A 13,897-nucleotide genomic window follows, 5' to 3' on the forward strand; every position below is an offset into this window, starting at 1 on the left:
AGTCCGAGGCATAGCCTCGGACTGATGCTAAATTGACGGATCAGCGAGCGCCCTTCTTTACGCCCGCAAGTGTCGCCTCGATGTTAGAGGCATCGACGATACCGGGGCCGGTGAGGATGGGCGCTGTGGGGAGCACTGTACCATAGTCGATACTTGACGCGAGCAGCGTCACGCTGAGCAGAGACTGGAGATAGGGCTGCTGGTCGATCGCAAAGGACTGGGAACCGTCTTTGATACGGGCGAGACCCGAAGCGTTCAGGTCGAATGTGCCGTGAATGACCTTCCCAACTTTGCCTGCCTGGTTAATGCCGCTAGCCGCGGCATCAGCGTCGGTTGCGCTGATATTGATGACGCCGTCGATGGTGTCGTCCTGAAGAAGGGTGGCCTTTACCGCTTCTGCAATCGCAGTCTGGTCACCGAAGCTCGTTGCCGGCAGCGGAAGTTGTTTGCCCTTGCCGCCCTTGCCGGTGATACCATCGATGACGCCTTTGCAGCGCGCTTCCTGGTTGGCCGATCCGGGAACCGTGTTGACGCAAAGAACATTCTTGGCGCCTTTGCCGCTGAGATATTCGCCGCCGGCCTTGCCGGCAACATACTCGTCGGAGCCAACGTAGTTGATCGCACCCAGTTCCCGCGCCTTGTCGATGCTGCCCGCGTTCATGAGGTAGACTTTGATCCCGGCGTCGACGGCGGCCTTGATCGCCTCATCCTCTGCCTGGGGCACCCAGTTGGGAACGACAATACCGTCGACGCCCTGGCTAATGGCGGTACGAACCAGTTGGGCCGCGTCCGGGCCGAGATTGTCATAAGTCTGGAGTTGGAGATAGGTGACTTTGCCGCCGCTCTTTTCCACGACCAGGCGGGCATCATCGACGCCTTTCTTGATACGGTTCCAGAACTCGTCGTCCGTCTTGCCGCCGACGACAGCTATATTCGCGGACATCGCTACAGGTGCAGAAATCGCCACCGCAGCGACAGCCACCGCAGCGGCGCAGATACTCTTAAAGTGTTTCATGACTGCTCTCCTCCCAAAGGCCATCTCATGACGGCTACAGCATTTGCGCGTTGATCTGTAGCGGGTGAGGTGTCAGAATGAAACTCTCCTGGCGCTCTGGAAAACATTTCATGCCAAATTATGCCATTCATAAATGAAACATGAGGTCGCTTCATGAACAGACCAACGATAGCCGATCTGGCAAAAACAGCGGATGTAAGTCTGTCGACCGTCAATCGGCTTTTGCACGGGAAGGGCTCCGTGCGTCCCGAAACCACCGACCGCATACTGGAAGCGGCCGACCAAATAGGATTTTACGGCCTCGGGGCATTACGCAGACGCAAGCGTGACAACCTTCCGCATCGCAATTTTGGCTTCCTGATGCAGCAATCGCACCGGCCCCTTTATCAGATGTGGGCGGAGGCGCTCACGACGGCATCCCTGCATTGCAGCGATGCCGTTATCGATCCCACCGTCGTCTTCGAGGATGACCTTTCCCCCGAAGCTGTTTCATCCAACCTGCTTAAAATGGGGGAAACGTCGGACGCCATCGCGGTCGTCACAGCCGACCATCCATTGGTCAGCCAGGCAATCGATGAACTGCGCTATCGCGGAGTCCCGGTAGTCGCCTATGTCACCGACTTGTCTGCAGCGAGCCGCGCCGGCTTTGTTGGGACGGACAACTGGAAGAGAGGACGCACCGCCGCCTGGTTTTTACGCCTTACGGCGAATGGTCCCGGCAAGGTATTTCCGCTGGTCGGCAGCAATCGCTACCAATGTCAGGATATCGCTGACGCCAGCTTTAGATCGTATATGCGTGAGAATGCGCCCGAATTTACCGTGAGCGAAACCTATCTGACGCATGAAGTTCCTGAAAATGCTTATGTCATCGTTAAAAGGCTGGTCACCGAAGAGCCGGATATCAAAGGAATTTTCGTCAACGGGGGCGGAATATCAGGCGTGTTACGCGCAGTTCGGGAACTCCCATCGGACAGGCAGGTTCGTATCGTTTGCAGCGACATCGGCCCCGAGACACGCAAAGGCTTGAGTGAAGGACTGATCACGGCATCCCTTTGTCATCCTTTGGATAAAATGCCGCAGGAGCTGATCAGCGTGATGTTGCGACTGATCGATCGCAAAGACACCGCCTCAATTGAACAGCGGATCGTCCCTTTCGATATCCTGACGCCGGAGAGCATATGGACCTGATCAGGAGAAATGAAGTTCACCGGCTATTCGTCTCGCTTGCCAGAACGCAAACTAATCGAGGCACCCCAGCTGACGTGGGCGCCTAAGATATGACGTTTCGGATGAACTGAACAATCTCCGAGCTTCTGTTCGAATAGGAGTAGGCCTGCGCCGAACTGTAAATGGCAAATGTCCCCGTCGGATAATCCTTCTCGACACCGCTGAGCACCAAGGTCAAAACGCCCCGCGTGACGAAGATCATCTCATGCCATCCCTGGGGGTCGGGTTCGGCGTCGTAGCGGTCCCCTCCTTCAAGCGACCAGCTCCACATCTGGGCCTCACGGGTTGCAGGAGCCGTTCCCAGCAGTATTCCTTCGCTATAAGAGCTTTTTCCTCTCCAGGTGAGTTCGTTGATGTCGGACGAAGTCCGATCGGGATCGCTCACAAGATCAACAAAACCGACGCCCATGGCCGCTGCCAGCTTGTCCAGGCTGGAAAGACTGATGTTGGCGTCACCAGCCTCGACCGCGATGATCATCCTGCGACTGATCCCGGATGCCTCCGCAAGAGCGATCTGGCTCAGGCCGGCAGCATTCCGAAGGCGCCGTAAATTTCCCGACACATGGGCCAGGACATTGGCACGGTCTTGACTGTGCAGTATATTGCTCATATGGTCTTCTTACTCTTAATGGGCAGTCAGATCAATCGCGATCTCGCCGTGCATCCTCTTAGGCCGCGCGAGCGGATAACTGCGTTCCATCGGCTGTTCCGCATGTAAAGGCGAGGAAAGCATGACGCAACCAATCGTTCTCCATGACGCCGATATCACGGCGCTTCTCCCGAAAGTCGATGTCCGCTCGGTGCTGGAGCGCATGTTCCGGGCGCTGGCTGACGGCGATGCCGTGCAGCCGCCACAGACGCTTAGCCTCTTCCCGTGCGATGCCGGCGACTTCATCACTTATCTCGGCGTTCTCGCCGGCGAAAAGGTCTTCGGCGCCAAGCTTTCTCCCTATATCCCCGGCGACGGCAAGGCGCTGGTCACGGCCTGGACGCTGCTGATGTCGATGGAAACCGGCGAACCGGTTCTCCTCTGCGACTCCAAAAAGCTGACGACCGAACGCACCGCCGCGACCTCCGTCATCGCCGCCGACGCCTTGGCCGATGCCGGTGCCTCGGTACTGACCATCGTCGGCTCCGGCCCGGTCGCGCTGGCGCACCTGCGCTATGCCGAGGCGATCCGGCCGTGGGCGGAAATCCGCATCGCCTCGCCGAATATCGCCGGCCGCACCGGCCTTCCCGAGAAGAGCGCTGGCGGCTGCGCCATCACTAGATTTACGGACGTCGACCAGGCAGTGCGCGGCGCCGATGTCGTTCTGCTCTGCACCTCGTCGGGCAAGCCGGTCATCGAAACGGCCGCGCTCTCGAAGACCGCCGTCGTCACATCGATCAGCACCAATGTGGCCAATGCCCATGAAGTCGATCCGGCAGCGCTTTCCGGCTTCGACGTCTATTGCGACTACCGGGCCACGACGCCTGCTTCAGCCGGCGAAATGAAGCTTGCCGCCGCTTCCGGCGTCTGGAGCCCGGACGCGCTTTGCGGCGACCTGCCGGAGCTGCTGGCCGGACGAGCAAAGGTACCGAGCCGCGAACGCCCGGCCTTCTTCCGCTCGATCGGCCTCGGCCTCGAGGACGTCGCCGCCGCCGTTGCCGTGCTCGCCGCCGCACGCGGCCAATAATCGTAATACGGAGGAGAATGACATGAAGATCCGCAATTTCGGCGTCGAAATCTGGATGAACAAATACGAGACCAAGTGTGAGCTCAATCTCGCAGAAACTTGCGTCGAATCCCTGACCGTCGCCGAACTGCTCGACATGGCAGGCACCAACGATATCGCCCAGCAGCTCATGCCGCTCAAGCTAACCTATGGCGAGATCGAAGGCAGCGTTCGCCTGCGCAATCTGGTTGCCGGTCTCTATGAAAACCAGAAGCTCGAAAACACCGTCATCACGCATGGCGCGATCGGCGCCAATGCGCTCGTTCACCTGACGCTCGTCGAGCGTGGCGACCGCGTCATCTCCGTGCTGCCGACCTATCAGCAGCACTACTCGATCCCGGAAAGCATCGGTGCAGATATCCAGATCCTAAAGCTCACCGAAAAGACCGGCTTCCTGCCCGATCTCGAAGAGCTGAAAAAGCTGGCCACGCCCGGCACCAAGTTGATCGCCATCAACAACCCGAACAATCCGACCGGTTCGCTGATGGACCGCGCCTATCTCGAAAAGATCGTCGAGATCGCCCGCGCATGTGGCGCCTGGGTCCTCTGCGACGAAGTCTATCGCGGCACGGATCAGCAAGGCGAAGACGGCATGACCGCCTCGATCGCCGACCTCTACGAAAAGGGCATCAGCACCGGCAGCATGTCGAAGACCTATTCGCTGGCAGGGCTTCGTCTCGGCTGGATCGTTGCTCCGGAAGAGCTGATCCACGCGGTCTCCGTCCACCGCGACTACAACACGATCTCCGTTGGGATGCTGGATGACCACTTTGCGGCCATCGCGCTGGAGAACAAGGATAAGATCCTGAAGCGCAGCCACAGGATCACTCGCACAAACCTGGCTATCCTCTCCGATTGGGTCGATGCCGAGCCGCTGATTTCCTGGATCAAGCCGAAATCCGGCACGACCGCGCTTCTGAAATACGACCTGCCGATCTCGTCCGAGGAATTCTGCGTGCGGCTTCTTGAAAAGACGGGCGTCATGCTCACCCCCGGTAGCGCCATGGACATGGAGGGCTATCTGCGCATCGGTTATACCAATGGCGAAGATATCCTTCGGGAGGGCCTCGGCCGCCTATCTCTCTTCCTGAAGGAGACCGCTGCGTCGGCAGCGTAGCATCCGTTCCTACGATTTCTGCGGTCCTTGACGAGGGGGCAGGAAATGTTCGTTTCAAACCAAAAAGGGGAATTTCATGAGACGACTGACAATAGCGTTGGCGTTTGCTTTGCTGGCAAGCACTGCTTCTGCTGAGGATCTGCGGATCGGTACGAGTGCCGATTACCCACCGTGGGAATCCGTTGATGCGGGCGGCAACATTGTCGGCTTCGACAAGGATGTTGGCGATGAGATTTGCAAACGCATCTCGGCGACCTGCACGTGGCAGAATCAGGCTTACGACGGCCTTTTGCCTGGTCTCCAGGTCGGCAAGTTCGATCTCGTCATCTCTAGTGTTTCCATAAATGACGAGCGTTCGCAAAAGGTCGACTTCTCGCACGCTTATGCCGACGCGCCCAATTCGATCGTCGTGGCAGCAGGCAGCAAATCGGCATCCGCCAAGTCTGCGGCCGAACTGACCGAGGCGCTCAAGACGTCCGCAATCGGCGTTCAGACCGGCACGACCCACGAACAGGTCATCCGCGCGCATTTCCCGGATGCCGACGTGCGCGTCTACGACCGTCCCGACCAGATCGCCGACGACCTCGTTGCCGGCCGCATCGATGCCGGCCTGATGGAACGCTCCGCCTGGGAGCCGCTTGTCAAGGATCGTGGTGCCGACAAGCTGGTTTATGCCGGCCCACTGCTGGCGAGCGCCGACTTCCCGGAATTCGGCAAGGGCCAGGGCGTTGCCATGGGCAAGGGCAAGACCGAGCTGAAGACCAAGGTCGATGGCGCTGTCGATGCGATGCTGAAGGACGGCACGGTCAAGACCATCGCCGAAAAGTGGTTCGGCTACGACATCTCCAAGAAGTGATGGCAGGCGGGAGGCGGTATTCGCGCCTCCCGCTTTCAGGAGACACTATGCGCATTCCCGCCGACATTCTTGCCGCCGCCGTCAAAGACCTATCCGATCTCGTCGCGATCCCTTCCGTCAGCGCCCGTGGCGAGGGCATGGAAGCCTGCGCCGATAGCATCGAACGGCTGCTGGCCGAAGCGGGTTTTGCCACCGAACAACATCCCGGCGATGTCGGCCCCTTCGTGGTCGGCGAAACCGGCGACGGCCCGTTCACGCTGGTGATCTACAATCACTATGACGTGCAGCCGGAAGATCCGGTCGATCTCTGGACCGCGCCGCCCTTCACGCTCTCCGAACGCGACGGCCGCCTCTATGGCCGCGGTTCGGCCGACGACAAGGGCGAATTCGTCAGCCGCCTCGCCGGCTGGCGCGAATTCCGCAAGACCCATCCCGGCCCCCTGCTTTTCAAGCTGATCTGGATCGCCGAAGGCGAAGAGGAGATCGGCAGCCCGTCGCTCAACCGCTTCCTCGACAAGCGCTTCCCCGACACCAAGGCCGATCTCTGCTGGTGGGAATATGGCGAGGTCGACAAATCCGGCCGCCCGATCATCCTGATGGGCTTCAAGGGCATCCTCGCCGTCGAGCTCGAATGCCGAACGGCGCGCGCCGATCTTCATTCCAGCCTCGGCGCCATCTTCGACAACCCGCTCTGGCGTCTGGCCGCTGCGATCTCTTCGCTGCGAGATGCCTCCGGGCGCATCCTGATCGACGGCTTCTACGACAGTGTCATCGCGCCCGATCCGCGCAGCCGCGAGCTTGCGGCAAAGCCCCCCTTCCCGCTCGAAAGCCTGCAAGAGGAGACCGGCGGACGTCGGCTGCTCGAAGGCGTCAATGCCGCGACCTTTTATGAACATCTTAATTTCGAGCCCTGCCTCAACGTCAACGGCTTCCACGGCGGCTATGACGGCGAAGGCGCCAAGACCGTACTGCCCTGCACCGGCATGGCGAAACTCGACTTCCGCCTGGCGCCCGGCCAGAACCCGGTTGAGATCGCCGAGCTGCTGCGCCGCCATCTCGACGCCAAGGGATTTGACGATATCGCGCTGAAGGTTCTCGATGCCGAAGTGCTGGGGGTGCGAAGCGATCCGTCGCATGCCGCGGTCGATCTCGGCGCCGAGCTGCTGGAAAAATGGTTCGGCCGCCCGGCGATCATCCAGCCGAGCTCGGCCGCATCCGGTCTTGCCCATCCCTTCATCCACAAATTCGGCGCCACACTCTTCGGCGCCGGTCTGACGCATCATGGCGCCATGCTGCATTCGCCCGACGAAAACATCCTCGTCTCGCATTTCGAAAACATGATCGGCTTCTCGGCGGAATTCTTTGCCGCACTCGCCGGCCGCTTCGGATCGGCGCCGGAGGCAGAACCGCATGTTTGAGGCGCTCTACCAATATCAAGGACAACTGCTGCAGGGGCTGACGACAACGCTGATCGTCGCCTTCGGCAGCTTCGTCGTCGGCTTTCTGATCGCCGCCGTACTGGCACCCGCTGCCGTCTATGGCAATTTGCTGACCCGGCGGATCATCATGGGCTATGTCGGATTGATCCGCGGCCTCCCTGAACTGCTGGTTATCTTTCTGATCTTCTACGGCGGCACCGTGCTGCTGACGAAACTTGCCGGCCGCTATGTCGAGGTCGACGCGCTGACCGCCGGCATCGCTTCGCTCTCGGTCGTCTCCGCCGCCTATCTCACCGAGATCCTCCGCAGTGCGCTTCTGAGCGTCGCACAGGGACAGTGGGAGGCGGCGCTGTCGCTCGGTTTCCGCCGCCCGCGCGCCTTCCTGCTCGTCGTCCTGCAGCAGATGATGGTGAAGGCGCTGCCGGGGCTCACCAACCAGTGGCTGGTGATCCTCAAGGAAAGCGCCCTCGTTTCGGTGATCGGCCTCGAGGAGCTGATGCGCAAATCGGTGGTGGCAGCAGGAGCGACCCACCAGCCGCTCGCCTTCTATCTCGCAGCCGCCGGCTTCTACGTCATCATTACCGGCATCTCGACCTTGCTACTCAAGGCCTACGAGACGCGGCTGACGCCGCATATGAGGTAAGCCATGCTGTCCTTCGATCTCTTCCTACCCGCCTCCATGGCCGTCAAGAACGGCTTCCTCCTAACGATCCTGATCACCATCGCCAGCTTCGCGCTCGGCCAGCTGCTTGCCCTGCCGATCGCGCTGGCGCTGACCTCGGACCGGAAGGCGATCCGCGCGCCGCTCTCGACCTATACATTCCTGGTGCGCGGCAGCCCGCTGCTCGTCCAGCTCTTCATCATCTACTACGGCCTCGGGCAGATCGATGCCGTGCGCCACAGCATCTTCTGGCCGCTGCTGCGCAATCCCGTCTATTGCGCCATCCTGGCGATCGGCCTGAACTCGGCCGCCTATGCCGGCGAACTGATCGCCGGCGCCATCCGCCAGCTACCGGCGGGCCAATGGGAAGCGGGCAAGGCGCTCGGCCTTCACCACCGCATCCTGCTGATCAAGGTGATCCTGCCACAGGCCTACCGCGCCATCCTTCCGGCACTCGGCAACGAACTCATCCTGGTGATGAAAGGATCGACGCTCGCCAGTGCCGTCACCGTCATGGAAATGACCGGCGCCGCCCGCGTCTTCGTCGCCAAGACCTACGCCCCCTTCGAAACCTTCCTGATCGCCGGCACCTGCTACCTGCTGATGGGCGCCATCTTCGGCCGCATCTTCCGGGCGATCGAGACCAAGGTTGCGATTCCCCAGAGGTGAGCATCTCGAACGTTCTACGGAACGTTGCAAAGCTCGAGCCACTGAGATCCCCGTCGAGCTCGCGGGTCACGAAAAGCAAGGCAACACCTTAGGCAGGCTTTGACCATCTATGTCCGCGCGCATAAGTGCTTGGGCTACATCCGATTACCCTTTTAAAAGCCGAACCGAAGGCGCTTTCGGATTGATATCCCAGATCAAAGGCGACCTTTGCGACGCTCTGGCGCGTTCGTGTCAGCCGGTCCGCCGCAAGAAGCATCTTCCAGCGCGTAAGATATTCGATTGGGGGGTCACCCACTATCTCTTTGAACCGAACGGCGAAAGCGGTCCGCGACATCCCACAGATTTGCGCGAGTAACTTCAAGGTCCAACGATGTTCAGGTCTTTGATGCAAGGCTTGAATTGCAGCACCAATGTGAGGATCCGCCAACGCGACAAGCCATCCGAGACGCACCTCCTTTCCTTCCGCAGTATCGAGACGAAGCGCCTGGACCAACATAAGATGAACGAGGTGCTGTACAATAAGTGTTCCTCCAGGCCGTCACGATCGCAGCTCGTCGCTCATCAGTTCAAGTGAGTGACGAATTGAAGTGCGTTCCGACGCGTTGCTTAGATGGAGGACACGGGGCAGCAGCCGAAGCAGTATACTGGCGTGGCGGTCCGAATAGGAAAAATAGCCGCCGACAGCAAAAAATTCGCCGCCGCCGTTATATGAAAGGATACTGCCGTCCAATGGGGTCGCCAACAGCTCGGTGAAATCGACGGCAGGAACATTAGGATGGGATGCGATACGGAAGCCGCGTGTTCCCGTGAGAATCACGGCGTCACCTGTTGCCAGCCGCAAGGGTTCATCCTCTCCATCCGCGATAAGCCAACACGAACCAGATCTTACGGCATAACATTTGATGCTCTCGGCGGTGTCGTTTGCACCGCGACCGAAAGCAATCGACCAGTCTCCCCTCGCATCAAAGCCCCCAGCCATGAATGTCCGGGGAACGAGTAACGATAGCAATTCTGACAAAGGATCCATGAATCTCAGAACGATAGCGATAGTTTTCCGTACGATGGGAGCTGGAAGGTTCAATTTCCTTATGCGACTTATCGGGTGAAACCAAGCGCGAAATCCCTTATCTGCGCTTTGGTAAATTCAGGTGGTTTGAATATATGACTTTTGTTCTCGTAGTCGGCGCTTCCGGTTTTGTCGGGCGCCAACTTGCACAGACACTCGTTTCACAGGGCCTCCGCGTAAGATGCCTTGCTCGTAATCCATCACGAATCGACGATCTGGCCAGACTGGGCTGCCAAGTCGTGCAGGGCGATCTTGCCGACCCGACCTCCATTGAGCGGGCGGTGCAAGGGGTCGATGCCGTATATATTTCAATCCACACGCTTTCTCAGCAATCAGGCAACACCGCGCGCAAAGACTTTGCGGATCTGGAAATGACGGGCATCCGCCACGTTTTGACGGCTTGCCAGAAGTTCGCCATGCGCCGCGTGATCTATGTCACTTCGCTTGGAATTCGTCCGAATGCTACAAGCAGCTGGACCCGAGGGCGTTGGACGATCGAGCAATATCTCTTGAGGAGCGGCTTGGAGGTGACTGTCATCCGCCCGGGACAAATCGTCGGCAGGGGTGGCCACGGCTTTGAAAGCATGGTTGGACAGGCGAGAAAGTCAACAGCATTCGTTATAGGGAACGGAAAACAACGGGTCCGGGGCATCGCCATTGACGACCTCGTCTACTATCTAACCGGCGTTCTGGACGAGCAAAGATCCTTTGGACACGCATTCGATGTCGGCTGCGACGATGTTCTAACCACCGACGAGATGATCGATTTGACAGCCGATTTTTTAGGAAAGAAACATCCGCGTAAGATTCATCTCAGCGCATCATTACTTCGCATCGTCGCACCCCTGATTGAGCGCATTGCGAAAATGCCCAAAGGCGCTGCGCAAGGCGCCCTGGATGCTATGAGATCCGATCTGGATGGTAACCCTATGCCTATAAGACGCATCTTGCCAAGGAGGCCTTTACCCTATCGCGATGCTGTAGCACGAGCCCTGCACACGAAAGAATCGTTGATTTAACATGGTTCGACGAGACGCCTTCGAGGGCGTTGCCAGACATTCCATGGCCAAAGATGTGCCGCCCCCACAGCCGCAGATGGACGCTGTTCACCCATGCCGCCACACAGAGTATGCCGCCACACATAGTATGATGTGTGGGAGCGGCATCTATTGCCGACTCTGACTGGGGCTGAGCAACCGGCTCGATTAAGGAATGCCGGCCGGCTTTGCGCTGACCCGAGAAGAAACATTGGCAATCCGGGTGCACCGGTATTGGCGAAATTCTCCATCGCCCAATGGCGTTTGGAGGCCATTTTAGGCCGACAATACGATCTCAAACCTGCTCTCCTCTGGCCGAGCGAGGATTGTCTGAAGCAGCACAGCGGATGGCTCGCACAACCTAGCAGCTAGTCAATACCCGACCTATCAATGAGTCAATGATTCAATGTGAGAATTCCGGAAGTCAAGCAGCAATGGGTGATCGGGCCTCCGTTGAAGGCAGTTTTGCTGATTGAACGTCCGCCCGGACATGACCCAGCCAAAGACACCCGCCAGTTGCAACCCACAAATATCCCGCCTGCCACGGAGTATAGCCCGCGATGAGTGAACTGCACTACATGAGCCTTCTGGATCTGACGAAACGCATGCACGCTGGCGAGATATCTCCGGTCGAAGTGACAAAGGCTCAACTGCAGCGCATCGAATCTTTGGACCCGGGACTGAAGAGCTTTGCGCTAGTGACGCCGGAGTTGGCGCTGAAGCAGGCAAAAGCCGCGGAAGCGGACATCATGCGCGGAGATATCAAGGGGCCGTTACACGGCGCTCCAATCGGCCTGAAAGACCTCTGCTGGACAAGGGGGATAACAACCACCGGCGGCATGACACTTTATGCAGACTTCAAGCCACCGGAGGACGCCGCCGTCACGGCAAAACTGGAGCAAGCGGGAACCATCTGCCTCGGAAAACTCAAAAATACCGAAGGTGCATACACGGACCATCATCCTCTGGTCACGCCGCCTGTAAACCCCTGGAATGCAGAACACTGGTCTGGCGTATCGTCCAGCGGCTCGGGCGTTGCAACGGCAGCCGGACTATGCTTCGGATCTCTCGGCACTGACACCGGAGGTTCCATTCGCTTTCCCTCTGCGGCGAACGGGCTTACCGGTCTCAAGCCCACATGGGGGCGGGTCAGCCGCTATGGCGTATTCGAACTTGCCGCGACACTGGATCACGTCGGACCGATGACCCGGAGTGCCGCCGATGCAGCCGCCATGCTGTCGGCTATCGCTGGTCCAGACGCAAAAGATCCCACCGCCGCGCAACGACCCATACCCGACTATCTGTCCGAAATGGTCAAGGGACTGCAAGGTCTCAAGATTGGTATTGATTCGGCTTTCAACGCCCCGGGCCTCGATCATCCCACGGCAGCAGCATTGTCATCGTCCGTCGAGGTTATCAAGGCGCTTGGTGGTGACATCCGTGAGGTTGCTTTCCCTGATATAGAGGCAGTTCTGGCTGATTGGCTGGCCGCCTGTGCGGCGGAAACCGCCGTTGCGCACGAGGCGACCTACCCTGGTCGGAAAGAAGAATACGGGCCCGGTCTTGCAGGTGTGATCGATGTCGGGCGCAATCTATCGGCCATGGAACTCCAGAAGGTTATTCTTCGCCGGAATGATTTTCGAGGCCGCGTTGCGGCCTTCTTCCAGGATGTGGATCTTTTGATAGTGCCAGCCCAATCAATTGCCTCCCCTACTTTGGATAGAATCGCAACGCTCAGCGAAGATATTCCGTTAATGCGAGGACTGATGCGCTTTACGTCGATCTTCAACATGTCGGGCAATCCGACGATCACGCTGCCCTGTGGATTTACCGAAGCCGGAACGCCGATAGCCTTTCAATTCGTTTCGGACCATTGGGGGGAAGATAAGCTTTTTCGCGCCGGTTATGCTTTTCAGCAGGCGACGAAATGGCATCTCAGGCACCCAGCGATGTGAGGCACGCGATTGAGGTACGCAAACTCTGACATCGGCGGCTTTCGCGCCGTTCCGTACGGCCGATTGCATTGGCAGCAGGCGTCAAGGCTGTTGCCCGATCAAAGGTGTCACCCGGCTTTTTTACCAGACCGGGGTGACACGGCTGAGAGATCAAACGTCGTCCATTATTTGGCGAAGCGCGGTTGCTCCAGGACCTCGTGGAATTCGGGGATTGAACCCGCGCCGCCTGGATAACTCAGCAGCATCAGTTTCAAGCTGTCGGCATCGTAGTCCGCCAATTGCAGCGGTTTCTCCTTAAAGGCCGACGTATCGATTTTCGCGAGCGCATAATTTCCATCCCTGTTATTCACCTGAGCGACCATCTCGCCCATGGGATTGTAGATCGAGGACTGAAAAACGCTGGGCGCGATCACCCAACTCCCCATGCGATGGGCGAGCGCCGCCGAGTGCGGTTGGGCCAAAACATTGAAGCGTTCCCACCAGATGCCTTCATCCTTGCCCACACTGTAGGGCCAAGCCGCTACATGGATATTGGGATACTGCGCGGCTATGCCGTACCCCATCATTGGCTTGTAATTCTCAGCGCACGATAGCATGCTGAGACGGCCGATCGGCGTATCGACCACCTTCAGATTTTCGCTGATTGGAGCGTCTGAAAAGTAGACCCGCCCGATGGCCGGATCTTTCGATGGTTGATCAGCACTTGCCCTTGGGGTGACACGATCAGATTGGACATGTAAAGGAGTTTTCTGGCGGGATCGACTTCACAGTATCCCATGGAAAGGTATACCTTGGCATCTTTCGCCAGGGACGCTAGGCGGTTCTATTTGTCCGAGCCTGGCTCAATGCAGTTCTCAACATACTGAGCGAGATCTTTTGGAGGCCCTCCCGCAATCGTTCCCTCATCGGAATTGATGAACCCCGGGAGCCAGGTCTCGGGGAAGGCAATATATGTTGCGCCATCCGCCTTCGCCTCCTCGACGATTTTCTTGGCCAGAGCAACGCCGCCTTCAAAGTCGTATTTAACGCTCGGCACGTTCACGGCGGCAACCGTGATCGTATCGCCGGCGAGCATTGGATTGTGGTAGGCGGGCTGTTCTTGGGCCACGGCAGCGCTCATGGAGACCAGTAGGGCTGAGA

General features: G+C 58.7%; 14 protein-coding genes and 1 pseudogene. 9 read left to right on the plus strand and 6 right to left on the minus strand.

Features of this window, described 5'->3' with window-relative positions:
* Positions 1-40: 40 nt before the first annotated feature.
* The gene (locus GA0061100_RS28840) at positions 41-1,015 is read right to left on the minus strand and encodes a substrate-binding domain-containing protein (protein WP_244557981.1); all 975 of its coding nucleotides are present in this window, start codon (positions 1,013-1,015) and stop codon (positions 41-43) included.
* Positions 1,016-1,168: 153 nt separating this feature from the next.
* Here GA0061100_RS28840 and GA0061100_RS28845 point away from each other — a divergent pair, with 153 nt between their 5' ends.
* Positions 1,169-2,203, plus strand: a complete 1,035-nt coding sequence (locus tag GA0061100_RS28845; protein WP_075856289.1) for a LacI family DNA-binding transcriptional regulator — start codon at positions 1,169-1,171, stop codon at positions 2,201-2,203.
* 82 nt (positions 2,204-2,285) lie between these two features.
* Here the strand turns inward: GA0061100_RS28845 and GA0061100_RS28850 are convergent, their stop codons facing one another.
* Complete coding sequence (locus GA0061100_RS28850; protein ID WP_075856290.1) at positions 2,286-2,852, minus strand: XRE family transcriptional regulator; 567 nt, start codon at positions 2,850-2,852, stop codon at positions 2,286-2,288.
* A 121-nt stretch (positions 2,853-2,973) separates the two neighbouring features.
* Here GA0061100_RS28850 and GA0061100_RS28855 point away from each other — a divergent pair, with 121 nt between their 5' ends.
* The 6 genes from GA0061100_RS28855 to GA0061100_RS28880 all read left to right on the plus strand — a co-directional run bounded on the left by GA0061100_RS28855 (position 2,974) and on the right by GA0061100_RS28880 (position 8,699).
* Positions 2,974-3,918: an ornithine cyclodeaminase family protein gene (locus GA0061100_RS28855; RefSeq protein WP_075856291.1), complete on the plus strand. Its 945-nt coding sequence runs from the start codon at positions 2,974-2,976 to the stop codon at positions 3,916-3,918.
* 22 nt (positions 3,919-3,940) lie between these two features.
* On the plus strand, positions 3,941-5,074 hold the full coding sequence (locus GA0061100_RS28860; protein WP_075856292.1) for an aminotransferase: 1,134 nt from the start codon (positions 3,941-3,943) through the stop codon (positions 5,072-5,074).
* A 76-nt stretch (positions 5,075-5,150) separates the two neighbouring features.
* Complete coding sequence (locus GA0061100_RS28865) at positions 5,151-5,930, plus strand: transporter substrate-binding domain-containing protein (protein WP_075856293.1); 780 nt, start codon at positions 5,151-5,153, stop codon at positions 5,928-5,930.
* A 47-nt stretch (positions 5,931-5,977) separates the two neighbouring features.
* The gene (locus GA0061100_RS28870; protein ID WP_075856294.1) at positions 5,978-7,348 is read left to right on the plus strand and encodes a M20/M25/M40 family metallo-hydrolase; all 1,371 of its coding nucleotides are present in this window, start codon (positions 5,978-5,980) and stop codon (positions 7,346-7,348) included.
* Positions 7,341-8,012, plus strand: coding sequence for an ABC transporter permease subunit (locus GA0061100_RS28875; protein ID WP_075856295.1), 672 nt, complete (start codon positions 7,341-7,343; stop codon positions 8,010-8,012). Before GA0061100_RS28870 ends, GA0061100_RS28875 begins: the two co-directional genes overlap by 8 nt.
* A gap of 3 nt (positions 8,013-8,015) precedes the next feature.
* The gene (locus GA0061100_RS28880; RefSeq protein WP_075856296.1) at positions 8,016-8,699 is read left to right on the plus strand and encodes an ABC transporter permease; all 684 of its coding nucleotides are present in this window, start codon (positions 8,016-8,018) and stop codon (positions 8,697-8,699) included.
* Positions 8,700-8,787: 88 nt separating this feature from the next.
* On the opposite strand, the gene GA0061100_RS35570 is transcribed toward GA0061100_RS28880, so the two are convergent.
* Positions 8,788-9,195: a helix-turn-helix transcriptional regulator gene (locus tag GA0061100_RS35570; RefSeq protein WP_425298724.1), complete on the minus strand. Its 408-nt coding sequence runs from the start codon at positions 9,193-9,195 to the stop codon at positions 8,788-8,790.
* Positions 9,196-9,237: 42 nt separating this feature from the next.
* Complete coding sequence (locus GA0061100_RS35035) at positions 9,238-9,726, minus strand: cupin domain-containing protein (RefSeq protein ID WP_280173862.1); 489 nt, start codon at positions 9,724-9,726, stop codon at positions 9,238-9,240.
* Between the two features lie 134 nt (positions 9,727-9,860).
* Here GA0061100_RS35035 and GA0061100_RS28890 point away from each other — a divergent pair, with 134 nt between their 5' ends.
* The gene (locus GA0061100_RS28890) at positions 9,861-10,784 is read left to right on the plus strand and encodes an SDR family oxidoreductase (protein WP_075856297.1); all 924 of its coding nucleotides are present in this window, start codon (positions 9,861-9,863) and stop codon (positions 10,782-10,784) included.
* A 578-nt stretch (positions 10,785-11,362) separates the two neighbouring features.
* Positions 11,363-12,757: an amidase gene (locus tag GA0061100_RS28895; RefSeq protein ID WP_075856298.1), complete on the plus strand. Its 1,395-nt coding sequence runs from the start codon at positions 11,363-11,365 to the stop codon at positions 12,755-12,757.
* Between the two features lie 164 nt (positions 12,758-12,921).
* Here the strand turns inward: GA0061100_RS28895 and GA0061100_RS28900 are convergent, their stop codons facing one another.
* Together GA0061100_RS28900 and GA0061100_RS35485 are read right to left on the minus strand one after the other, a co-directional pair.
* Positions 12,922-13,383 carry a carbon-nitrogen hydrolase family protein gene (locus GA0061100_RS28900; RefSeq protein WP_143525564.1) on the minus strand — a complete coding sequence of 154 codons (462 nt, stop codon included), beginning with the start codon at positions 13,381-13,383 and terminating at the stop codon, positions 12,922-12,924.
* 2 nt (positions 13,384-13,385) lie between these two features.
* Positions 13,386-13,877: pseudogene (locus tag GA0061100_RS35485) on the minus strand (nitrilase-related carbon-nitrogen hydrolase).
* Positions 13,878-13,897 lie beyond the last annotated feature (20 nt).

This window comes from Martinezella hainanensis, from assembly GCF_900094555.1.
GTDB lineage: Bacteria > Pseudomonadota > Alphaproteobacteria > Rhizobiales > Rhizobiaceae > Rhizobium > Rhizobium hainanense.